This is a genomic window from Companilactobacillus mindensis DSM 14500 (assembly GCF_001434275.1).
Classification (GTDB): domain Bacteria; phylum Bacillota; class Bacilli; order Lactobacillales; family Lactobacillaceae; genus Companilactobacillus; species Companilactobacillus mindensis.
In genome coordinates this window covers 52,582-63,865 of record NZ_AZEZ01000003.1, presented here as the reverse complement: position 1 = coordinate 63,865, position 11,284 = coordinate 52,582, and the positions used below count along the sequence as shown (strand labels likewise).

The 11,284-nt window shown below is 38.9% G+C and carries 8 protein-coding genes, 1 riboswitch and 1 other annotated feature; of the genes, 5 read left to right on the top strand and 3 right to left on the bottom strand.

Annotation, left to right across the window (positions count from 1 at the left end):
* Positions 1-96 precede the first annotated feature (96 nt).
* A complete protein-coding gene (locus tag FD29_RS00595; RefSeq protein WP_057887041.1) occupies positions 97-771 on the bottom strand; it encodes a hypothetical protein in 675 nt (224 codons plus the stop codon).
* A 94-nt stretch (positions 772-865) separates the two neighbouring features.
* A riboswitch (SMK box riboswitch) is annotated at positions 866-944 on the top strand.
* On the opposite strand from FD29_RS00595, the gene metK reads away from it, so the two are divergent.
* Together metK and FD29_RS00585 are read left to right on the top strand one after the other, a co-directional pair.
* Positions 942-2,135, top strand: coding sequence for a methionine adenosyltransferase (metK, locus tag FD29_RS00590; protein ID WP_057887040.1), 1,194 nt, complete (start codon positions 942-944; stop codon positions 2,133-2,135). It overlaps the preceding riboswitch by 3 nt.
* A 76-nt stretch (positions 2,136-2,211) precedes the next feature.
* On the top strand, positions 2,212-3,687 hold the full coding sequence (locus tag FD29_RS00585) for an MDR family MFS transporter (protein WP_057887039.1): 1,476 nt from the start codon (positions 2,212-2,214) through the stop codon (positions 3,685-3,687).
* Here the strand turns inward: FD29_RS00585 and FD29_RS00580 are convergent.
* Entirely contained in the window at positions 3,634-4,194 is a 561-nt protein-coding gene (locus FD29_RS00580; protein ID WP_057887038.1) for a phosphatase PAP2 family protein, read from the bottom strand. The two genes, FD29_RS00585 and FD29_RS00580, sit on opposite strands and share 54 nt — an antisense overlap.
* Before the next feature lie 169 nt (positions 4,195-4,363).
* On the opposite strand from FD29_RS00580, the gene FD29_RS11780 reads away from it, so the two are divergent.
* From FD29_RS11780 to FD29_RS00565, 3 genes are all read left to right on the top strand, one after another.
* A complete protein-coding gene (locus FD29_RS11780) occupies positions 4,364-5,635 on the top strand; it encodes a glucosaminidase domain-containing protein (RefSeq protein ID WP_057887037.1) in 1,272 nt (423 codons plus the stop codon).
* Positions 5,634-5,847 (top strand) — a binding site (T-box leader). It overlaps the preceding gene by 2 nt.
* 42 nt (positions 5,848-5,889) lie before the next feature.
* Entirely contained in the window at positions 5,890-8,304 is a 2,415-nt protein-coding gene (gene leuS, locus FD29_RS00570; RefSeq protein ID WP_057887036.1) for a leucine--tRNA ligase, read from the top strand.
* Between the two features lie 395 nt (positions 8,305-8,699).
* Positions 8,700-10,337, top strand: coding sequence for a putative polysaccharide biosynthesis protein (locus FD29_RS00565; protein ID WP_371862701.1), 1,638 nt, complete (start codon positions 8,700-8,702; stop codon positions 10,335-10,337).
* Positions 10,338-10,425: 88 nt separating this feature from the next.
* Here the strand turns inward: FD29_RS00565 and FD29_RS00560 are convergent, their stop codons facing one another.
* A complete protein-coding gene (locus FD29_RS00560; RefSeq protein WP_057887035.1) occupies positions 10,426-11,283 on the bottom strand; it encodes an alpha/beta hydrolase in 858 nt (285 codons plus the stop codon).
* Position 11,284: the final 1 nt, after the last annotated feature.

The following is an 11,284-nucleotide window of genomic DNA, read 5'->3' as shown; positions in this document are numbered from 1 at the left end:
CCGTACGTACGGTGGTGTGAGAGGTCGGTAATTAAAAGTTACCTCCTACTCGATTCCTGAAAAAACAAAAAAAGGAATTTCACTGAAGAAATTCCTTTAGATGACTAAAATCAAGTTTCCAATTACACGATAAACTAAATTAGGCTGTGAAAAATTACGATACTTTTTCAACAAGGACATTGTGACCACAAAGATGACGATCACTAAAGCAGTCCACATACTGATGTAATTGAGTAAGAATAAGACGACGCTTAAAACGGAAATGGCAATCAATTCGAGGTAGTCGTTTCTAGTCCCTTCAAAGTAGTTGATCAAAACGGTAGCCAAGTTGACTAATAACAGCGGCACGATAAAGGTGACCGAAATAAAATGCATATAAGTAAAGGCCAAAGCAATTGACATAAAGCTAGGGACGATGAAATCTTTTACTAATGAAACTAGATTTTGATATTTGTCAGGTAAGTATCTGATCATATATAGGAAAACAAGTTGTACGAAAATTAAGATCATAACAAAGTAATTGAGTGAACGGAACGAAAGAATCGCTAATAAGATATAAATAGCACTGTACAAAATATGAAAATAATTGTTAGGATTCAACGTCGAGATGAATTCTTTATATAAAGCGACCATGGCGACCATGATGATCAAAAAGCCGTGCAGCGAGTAATTATTGAGGTCGTGGACGAAAATAAATATGAAGGGAAAGATATGATAACTGATAAATTCAATAAAGGCTGCTAATAGTCTTTTAGATTTTAATTTATCCATAGTGACTCCTTTTGACTGATAGAATTATAGTAATGTAGAAAAAGTTGGACGTCAAACTATGTTTTTTTCATGAAAATGAATTTATTTTGTGTTAACCTATTAAAAGGTTCCTGATGGGATCCTTTTTTTTGTTTAAGGAGAGGCCCTGTAACCGAAAAGGTGGAAAAGATATGTCAAAAAATTATTTATTTACTTCTGAATCAGTTTCAGAAGGACATCCAGATAAAGTTGCTGATCAAATAAGTGATGCAATTCTCGATGCTATTTTAGCAAAGGACAAAGATGCACGTGTTGCCTGTGAAACAACCGTTACAACTGGTTTAGTTCTAGTTGTAGGTGAAATTTCAACTTCCGCATACGTTGATATTCAAAGTGTTGTACGTAAAACAATTACTGAAATTGGCTACGATGGAACAAATCCTGGCTTCAACGGTAATAGTTGTGCCGTATTAGTTGCACTTGATGAACAATCACCTGATATTGCTCAAGGTGTTGACGATGCGCTTGAAGAACGTGGCAATAACGATAAAGATCCATTGGATCAAATTGGTGCCGGTGATCAAGGTTTCGTCTTTGGTTTCGCTACTAACGAAACTAAGGAATTCATGCCACTTCCAATCTCTCTAGCTCACAAGTTGATGAGAAAAACAGCTGAAGTTAGAAAGAACGGAACAATTGATTACTTGATGCCTGATGCTAAGTCACAAGTAACGATCGAATACGATGAAAATGATCATCCTGTTCGTGTCGATACAATCGTTTTAAGTACTCAACACAAAGCTGAGGCTAGTTTGGAACAAGTTCAAAAAGACATCAAAAAGTATGTCATTGATGAAGTAGTTCCAGCAAACATGATGGACGACAAGACTAAGATCTTGATCAATCCTACAGGTCGTTTTGTTATCGGTGGACCAGAAGGGGATTCCGGTCTTACAGGACGTAAGGTCATCGTTGATACATACGGTGGTTTTGCACGTCACGGTGGTGGTGCTTTCTCAGGTAAAGATGCTACTAAAGTCGACCGTTCAGCAAGTTATGCTGCCAGATACATCGCTAAAAACCTTGTTGCTGCCGGCGTTGCTGAAAAAGTTGAAATTCAAATTGCTTACGCTATTGGTGTGGCAAGACCTGTTTCGATCCACATTGATACATTTGGTACCAGTGATTTTACTGAAGAACAAATTGAAGAGGTTATCAATAAGTTCTTCGATCTTCGTCCATTAGGTATCATTAAGATGCTTGATCTACAAAGACCAATTTATAAGAAGACGGCCGCATATGGTCACTTCGGACGTACAGATATCGATTTACCATGGGAAAAACTTGATAAAGTTGATGATATTAAGAGTTTCTTGAAAATTTAATCGGTGATTACAGAGGCGTTCTTAAAGTTAATTCTTTAGGAATAGTCTCTTTTTTTATGGGAGGAATTGTTTAAATATGGCTCAAAAGAATCAATCAAATGTTGTGATCGTCACGATTGCTGTGTTCATTGCGACTTTTATGACTGCAATAGAGGGAACTATCGTTTCGACCGCTATGCCAACAATCATCGGGAGTCTGCATGGGGTTAGTTTGATGAACTGGGTGTTCTCAATTTATCTACTAATGACTGCCGTAGCAACGCCAATTTATGGAAAGTTATCAGACATCGTCGGCCGGAAACCAGTTCTGTTGATTGGTTTAGTGATTTTTGTTATCGGTTCGACTTTGTGTGCGATGTCCAATTCAATGCTGACTTTAATTTTAGCCCGAGTTATCCAGGGTATCGGTTCTGGAGCGATTCAGCCTTTGACCTTTACGATCATTGCTGATATTTATCCATTGGAAAAAAGAGCCCGAATCCTAGGACTCAACGGTTCAGCGTGGGGTGTTGCGGCTGTTATTGCACCGCTGTTAGGTGGTTTCATTGTTGAAAAATTAAGTTGGCACTGGGTCTTTTTGATCAATTTGCCAGTTGGTTTATTGACGATGGCCTTGATCTGGATCTTCTTTAAAGAAGAGAAGAGAGAACACGAAAAATTACAGATCGATTATTGGGGAACAGTCTTATTAGTCTTAGTTTTATTGCCACTGATGCTTGCTTTACAAAATATCGGCAGCGGCAGTGCAATTTTACCGATCGGACTCGTCTTGGTATCAATTATTTCGGTATTTATTTTTATCAAAGTGGAACGCCACGTCAGTGATCCAATCTTGCCATTGGATTTGTTCAAAAATAAGACCTTCGTTATTCAAAACGTCTTAGCACTGTTAGTCAGTGGTTTTTTGATTGGTTTTGAAGCCTATATTCCTACGTGGATGCAAGGGATTTTGGGCTTGAGTCCATCAATGGGTGGTTTTGCGGTCACACCAAGTTCGATCGTCTGGATCTTTGGTTCATTCTGGGCTGGTTCATTGATAAAAAAAATGGCACCCAATCGTGTCATTTATATCAGTCTCTTCTTCTTGGCCGTAGCTAATGTCTTACTATTGTTAGCTAATCCGACGACGCCATTTTGGTACTTCTGTATGTTGGCTGGAATTGCCGGTTTAGGTTTTGGCTTGACGATCACCACTACGACTGTAACGACTCAAACAGTTGTCGAACCTGAAAATGTCGGTGTCGCTACTAGTTTCAATACCTTGCTTAGAACGATCGGTCAATCAATGATGGTTTCCGTATACGGAATCGTCTTGAATACGGCTTTGGCTAAAGGAGCAGCTGAAAACAAACATATCACGGTTGACATGATGAACAAATTGATTGATCCTCAGACGGCTAACTATTTACCACAGCAACTTTTACCCAAAATGAAACAAATTCTTTTTTCAGGATTGCACAATATTTACGTTGCCTCTCTTGTATTATTAATAGTGGGTCTAATTATTAATGCCTTTGAGCTGAAGAATCGAAAGATCCTTGGCTCTGAATAAGAGAGTGTTGAAAGTCAAAATAGTGGCTGCCAACAAGTAGCCACCTAAAACGTCGCTGGGGTAGTGAACACCTAAGAAAATACGACTGTAACCGACCAACAATACGGTAATGATACAGATTGCGCTGACGATGAGCTTGACGCTGAGTCTTTTGAAAATAAACAAGCTGATGATCAGAAGTGAAATGTATAAAGCAAATGAGCTGGCTGAATGGCCACTAGGGAAGCTAAAACCTCCAGCATAAACGTAATGTTTGTGACTAGGACGTGGTCGTTTTAACGTATTTTTGATTAGGCTGTTCAAACCAGCAACAACAACTTTATTGATAACCAAAAAAATCGAAGCGTAGTAGTACTTTTTGAGAACTAATACGACAAAGAAGATAGCAGTGACGAAGATGGTCTCATATGTATCGCCGATATTTGTTATTGGCCGAAAGATTGCCAAGGACAAGGGATTGTGGTGATATATTTGACTGATCAAGGTACTGTCAAAGTTTTGGATCAATTTAGTGTTGTTGGCTACGTTGATTGCCCAAGCGATGAATAAAATTAAAAAAAGTCCATTAAAGATAGATATTTTTTAGATATTTTCATAATTTTTAATCTCTCTATTGTTTAAGTTTTTGTTAAGAAATATAATAAAGTATAAAGATTTTGAGGGAGACAAAATATTTATGGCTATTACACGTCGAGAAAGAAAAATAGAAGATAGTCGTTTGACTAGATTAAATAATAAAAAAAATAAGAATGCAAACTTGCGTAAAAACATGTCGATTTTGGGATCGAGCATGTTTGTTGGTGCAGCCGTAGCCGAAGTCGCTAATATAGCTGCTCCAACGCCAGTTAAAGCTGATGCTTTATCTGTCGGTAATTTACTTAATCAAAATGCAGCGACAGTTAATACTCCCATTAGCTCAACTGGAGTCGGTGATCAGCAATTTATCGATTATATTGGTAATTCAGCGCGTAAGTTAGCCGCTAACAACGATCTCTATGCATCAGTCATGATTGCTCAAGCAATGATCGAAAGTGGCTGGGGTACGAGTGGTTTGGCTAGTGCACCTAACTATAATCTCTTTGGTATCAAAGGTGATTATAAGGGTGAATCAGTCAACATGGGGACTCAAGAAGATGATGGAACTGGGAGTCTTTATTCGATCAGTTCTAACTTCAGAAAGTATCCTTCATATAAGGAGTCACTAGAGGACTATGTTTCCTTGCTTCGTGGAGGAACTTCTGGCAATTCTCAAATGTACGCTGGCGCTTGGAAGAGCAATACGCAATCCTACAAGGATGCAACTAAGTATCTAACTGGTCGCTATGCTACAGATACGACTTATGCTGATAAGTTGAACAGTGTCATCGAAAAGTATAATTTGACACAATTCGATACCGAAAATGATGCCAGTCAAACATACACGGTAGCCCAAGGGGATACTTTGCAATCGATCGCTGACAAATTCAATATGTCGACTGACAGCTTGATTAGAATCAACGATTTGAAGACTGACAATTACATTTATCCTGGTAAGACTTTGACAGTGCTACAAGTACTCGGAGCTGATGGTCAACCAGTAGCTAACACTACAACAACTTCAGCAACGCTTACACAGACAAGTAATAAGACAACTGATACTGGTAATGTTGGGGATGCTTATGGTACTCAACAAGCTCCAGTCATCGTCCAAGATGAACGTGATGGCGTGAAGAAGTATGTTCCATCTGATGACTCAGATTCAGATAGTTCTTCAATCAGCGTTCAAAATGATTACAGCAATAATGATTCCAATAATTCAAATGGTCAAACTAATAGTTCAGTAACCGTTCAAAACGGCGATACGATCGATTCGATCGCCTCACAAGCAGGAACTACAGTTGACAATATCAAACAATTAAATAATCTAAATTCAGATTTATTGGTTGTCGGACAAACATTATTGGTATAAGATATAACACAACGGAAGTAGTAGATTATAAAAATACTTTTCAGAAAGCGCATGGGGATGTGAATGCGTAGGTTTTTATTTTCGAACTCGTCCACTAAAATAGTTGCCGAACTAAGAGTAAGTGACTACGCTTGATCCCCGTTAAGGATTTCAAGAGTCGTACTTATTTGAAGTGCGGAACTTAGGTGGTAACGCGATAACTCGTCCTATGATTATATTAATCATAGGACTTTTTTTGTATAGGAGGAAAATACATGTACAATCACAACACCGTAGAAAAGAAATGGCAAAAGTATTGGAAGGAAAACGATACTTTTAGAACAACCAATGATCCTAACAAGAAGAACTTCTATGCCTTAGATATGTTCCCATATCCATCAGGTCAAGGTCTTCACGTAGGTCACCCCGAAGGTTACACTGCAACTGATATCGTTGCTCGTATGAAACGTGCTCAAGGCTACAACGTTTTACACCCAATGGGCTTTGATGCCTTTGGCTTGCCAGCTGAACAATATGCTCTAAACACTGGCCATACACCAGCTGATTTTACAGAGAAGAATATCCAAAACTTCAAACGTCAGATCAACTCACTGGGATTCTCATATGATTGGGACCGTGAAGTTCAAACAACTGATCCTAAGTTCTATAAGTGGACTCAATGGATCTTCGAACAAATGTACAAAAAAGGTTTGGCTTACGAATCAGAAACATTAGTTAACTGGTCACCAGATCTTGGTACTGTTGTTGCTAACGAAGAGATCATCGATGGTAAGACGGAACGTGGTGGTTTCCCAGTTGTTAGAAAGCCAATGCGTCAATGGATGTTGAAGATCACAGCTTATGCTGACAGATTGTTGGACGACTTGGATGATATCGACTGGCCAGAAAGTATCAAAGAAATGCAAAGAAACTGGATTGGCCGTTCAGTTGGTGCCCAAATTACTTTCCCAGTTGCTGACTCAGATGACAAGATCAACGTCTTCACAACTAGACCAGATACTGTTTTCGGTGTTGAATACATGACTTTGGCTCCTGAACACAAATTGGTCGACAAGATCACAACGCCTGAACAAAAAGCTGCGGTTGATGCTTATAAGGAAGAAGTTTCTCACAAATCAGACCTTGATAGAACTGATTTGAACGATGAAAAGACTGGTGTCTTCACTGGTGCCTATGCGATCAACCCTGTTAATGGCAAACGTATTCCTATCTGGATCTCAGATTATGTCTTGGTTACTTATGGTACTGGTGCAGTTATGGCTGTCCCAGCTCACGATGACCGTGACTTTGCCTTCGCAACTAAATTCCACTTGCCAATGACACAAGTTATTGAAGGAAACCTTGAAGATGGTGCCATTACTGGTGACGGTAAACACATCAATTCTGATTTCTTGGATGGTTTGAACAAAGAAGATGCTATCAATCGCATGGTTGAATATCTTGAAGACAAGGGCATTGGTGAAAAGAAAGTCAACTACCGTCTACGTGACTGGGTCTTCTCACGTCAAAGATACTGGGGTGAACCAATTCCTGTAATTCACTGGGAAGATGGCACAACTTCACTTGTTCCCGAAGATGAATTGCCACTTAAATTGCCAGCTGATGACAACATCAAACCATCAGGTACTGGTGAAAGTCCATTAGCTAACTTGACTGACTGGGTCAATGTGGTTGATAAGAATGGTCGTAAGGGTCGTCGTGAAACAAACACTATGCCACAATGGGCTGGTTCATCATGGTACTACTTGAGATACATCGATCCACACAATGACAAAGAATTGGCTGATTACGACTTGTTGAAACAATGGTTGCCAGTTGATCTATATATTGGTGGTGCAGAACACGCCGTACTTCACTTGCTATATGCAAGATTCTGGCACAAGGTGCTTTATGATTTGGGCGTTGTTCCAACTAAAGAACCATTCCAAAAACTCTTCAACCAAGGTATGATCCTCGGTAAAGGTCACGAAAAGATGTCTAAATCAAAAGGTAACGTCGTTAACCCAGATGATGTCGTTGAATCATACGGTGCCGATACTTTGAGAATGTATGAAATGTTCATGGGACCATTGGATGCATCCATTGCTTGGTCTGAAAACGGCCTTTCTGGTTCATACAAGTTCTTGGACCGTGTTTGGAAGTTGTTCATCAATGATGATGATTACAGCACAATCAAAGAAGGTTTCTTGACTGATACAAATGATGGTAAACTTGATAAAGTTTATAACGAAACAGTTAAGAAGGTTACTAACGACTTTGAAGCTTTGCACTTCAACACAGCCATTTCACAAATGATGGTCTTTGTTAACGAAGCTCACAAGGTTGATCACATGCCTAAGGCTTACGCTGAAGGTTTGGTTCAATTGTTAGCTCCAATCGCACCACATATGATGGAAGAACTTTGGAGCAAGTTTGGTCACACAGAATCAATTTCTTATGCTAAGTGGCCAACATATGACGAAAAGAAATTAGTTTCTGATACCGTTGAGATCATTGTTCAAGTTAATGGTAAATTGAGAGACAAAGTTGAAGTTGCCAACGGAACTTCAAAAGACGAACTCGAAAAATTGGCAACAAACGATGAAAAGGTTAAGAAATTTATCGAAGGTAAGAACATTGTTAAGGTGATCGTTATCCCTAACAAGATCGTTAATATCGTTGTTAAATAATAGATAGAAAAAAGGCTTCGGAAATTTTCCGAGGCCTTTTTATATTGAATATCACCACAAAAGACAAATTGTCTAAGATATTTGATATGAAGGAATTGAAATTTATTAATGAATAATTGCATGATACTTGTAATGAAGTGAATTATTATATGGTGTTTGATAGAGATATTCAATATATTTATTTTAACATTGTTAGCGCTTTAATAAACCATTATCTACAGATAATTTTATTTTTCTCTTAAAGAAAATCCGATTTTGGGAAATTAATTTGCTTTTTGGCCAATTAAAGTGTAATTTAAAATTTTTAGGATAAGAATTTTGCTATAATTAAATGGATAGTTTTTAAGGTGGTGCAGGTTTTGGGCGTAAATAATAGCCGTGATGATGAAGAAGTAATGCCAGTGATGGATCCGGAATCATCTTCACAAGATACTATGTTGGCAGGGTCCGCTTGGATGACAGCTGGTAGTATTTTTTCACGTATTTTAGGTGCGATATATATCATTCCCTGGATGGCTTGGATGGGATCATATTATCCGGCAGCTAACGCGTTGTTTGCCAAAGGTTATAACATTTATAGTTTGTTCTTGATCGTTTCGACTGCAGGAATCCCTGGAGCGATATCAAAACAGATCTCACATTATAATGCTTTGGATCAATACGCAACAGGTAATAAATTATTTAAGCATGGGCTGAGGATCATGACTTTCATGGGAATCATCTTTGGTGCGGTGATGTACTTTGGTGCTCCAGTGTTGGCAATGCTATTTACTGACGGCGACCCCAGAAGTATTCCGGTCATCAAATCCTTAGCGGTAGCTGTGTTAATTATTCCTATTTTGAGTATTTTAAGAGGATATTTGCAAGGATATTCGGATATGGCTCCTTCAGCTATATCCCAATTCTTGGAACAAATTGCCCGGGTTATTTATATGCTGGTGGCAACTTATATCATTATGGTCGTTCAAAAGGGCAGCTATATCAATGCCGTAGTTCAATCGACTTTTGCAGCTTTTATTGGAGCAATTGTAGCGATTGGAATCTTGGTTTTGGCAATCCTCAAAAAATTGCCGAAGTTAAGACGCTTGTCCCGTGAAGGACAACCAGTGGCTGATGTAAATGAGAACAACTTTACCCGAGAAATTTTTGAACAAGCGGTGCCATTTATTATTTTGGATGCCGGAATCACGTTCTTTAATTTGTTCGATCAGTCGACTTTCAACCAATTCATGCGGATGTTCGTCAACGCAACTGGCGCTCAATTGGATAATTACTATTCACTCTTCGGATTCCAAGCTAACAAGTTGATCATGATCATCGTTTCGCTGTCAACAGCGATGGCAGTGACGGCGGTACCTATCTTGTCTGGCCTATATTCTAAAGGTGATAAAGAAAAAATTGAAAATCAAATTTCAAATACTTTGGAGTTATTCTTCTTCGTCATGATTCCTGCTTCCTTAGGGATGTATGCGGTAGCACAACCATTGTGGACGACGTTCTATCGTTACGATGCTTTGGGTGTCTTGATGCTCCAATTTTCATCAGTGATCTCAATTCTATTAGGACTTTTCACAGTTCTCTCAGCTATTCTACAAGCGTTATATCGTAATAAATTAGCCATTAGATATTTTGTTTATGGCTTGATCGTCAAAATCGTTGCTCAGTTGCCAATGATCTGGCTCTTCCACGAGTTTGGACCTTTAGTAGCGACAAGTATCGGTATGGGAGTTGTTTGCTGGTTGATGCTACAAGAACTACACAAAATCTATCCATTTGATACTGGTAGAATTTCACGCAGAATCAGTGGCATCATCTTATTCTCCTTGATTATGTTTGTGTCTGTTTTGTTCGTCGATTGGGTGGTCTTCCACTTCGTTGGCAACTCCGATCGAATCATCAGTGTAGTCGTATTAGTTCTAGAAGCTGGTTTAGGTGGCGTCATTTATGGATATTTAGTCTTGAAGACGTCCTTAGCTGATAAGATTTTGGGACCTCGAGTTGAACGGGTCAGAAGAATTTTCAATATTAAATAAAATTATTAGGTTTTCCAATATTAATTTAAAGACGCCTCTGATTCAGCATTTCAAATCAGGGACGTCTTTTTTTTGTTACCACGATCGGTTAGTTTTCAAGTTGATTATTTATAAAATCAACGATCAGTTGGGTGATCTCTGGGTGCCAAAATTTTGGATCCATGTGACGTGCACCCTTGATTTCGTATAATTCGTTGGTAATATTATGTTCAGTTAATTTTTGCGCCAATTCTTCAGCGTTAGAAATTGGGACGACTGAGTCATCAGTTCCGTGCAGAATAAAAAAAGGCACTGTTGTTGAATCGATATATTTAAGCGGATCAGCTCGATCGTTTAAGATTTGTGACTGATCAGGTTTTTTGCCTAAAAAATTCCGATACATGAAATTATGATCGTCAGTGCGATTGCTATTCATGGTCGTCAACGGATCAACGACGCCAGACCAAGGAATGGCCAAAGCTACTTTGCTGTCAAAATTAAGATTGTCGCCAACGTTAAATTTTTCTGAATCGTTAGTGACCCCCAGCATGCTGGCTAAATGTCCACCGGCAGATTCACCCATAGCAATGATTTTAGTCGGGTCAATTTGAAATTTAGCAGCATTTTTTTTGAGATAACGAATCGCCGCTTTAGCATCTTCTAATTGACCAGGGAATTTGGTTTTATTGCTGTCGCGATATTCGACGTCGACGACAACAAAGCCCCTTTTAGCATAAGCCGTCAAATCAGCTAGATGAACGTTATAGTCGACATCCATCCAAGCACCGCCAGCAAACCAGAGAATGACTGGAAATTTGTGATTGTCGAAACGTTTCTGGTGCCGTATGACTGATAAATGCAATTCTCTAGTCGTTTGGTTGAGCCAGCCGGGAACTTGAGCATAGGTAAGGTTGGAGTCGATCTGCAAAAGATCCGGAACATTAGAAATGTTCAATTCGTGTTTCAAA

Coding starts and splice junctions, on each gene's coding strand:
- FD29_RS00595 (WP_057887041.1), bottom strand. CDS start 771: ATGGATAAATTAAAATCTAAAAGACTATTAGCAGCCTTTATTGAATTT.
- FD29_RS11780 (WP_057887037.1), top strand. CDS start 4,364: ATGGCTATTACACGTCGAGAAAGAAAAATAGAAGATAGTCGTTTGACT.
- leuS (WP_057887036.1), top strand. CDS start 5,890: ATGTACAATCACAACACCGTAGAAAAGAAATGGCAAAAGTATTGGAAG.
- FD29_RS00585 (WP_057887039.1), top strand. CDS start 2,212: ATGGCTCAAAAGAATCAATCAAATGTTGTGATCGTCACGATTGCTGTG.
- metK (WP_057887040.1), top strand. CDS start 942: ATGTCAAAAAATTATTTATTTACTTCTGAATCAGTTTCAGAAGGACAT.
- FD29_RS00565 (WP_371862701.1), top strand. CDS start 8,700: ATGCCAGTGATGGATCCGGAATCATCTTCACAAGATACTATGTTGGCA.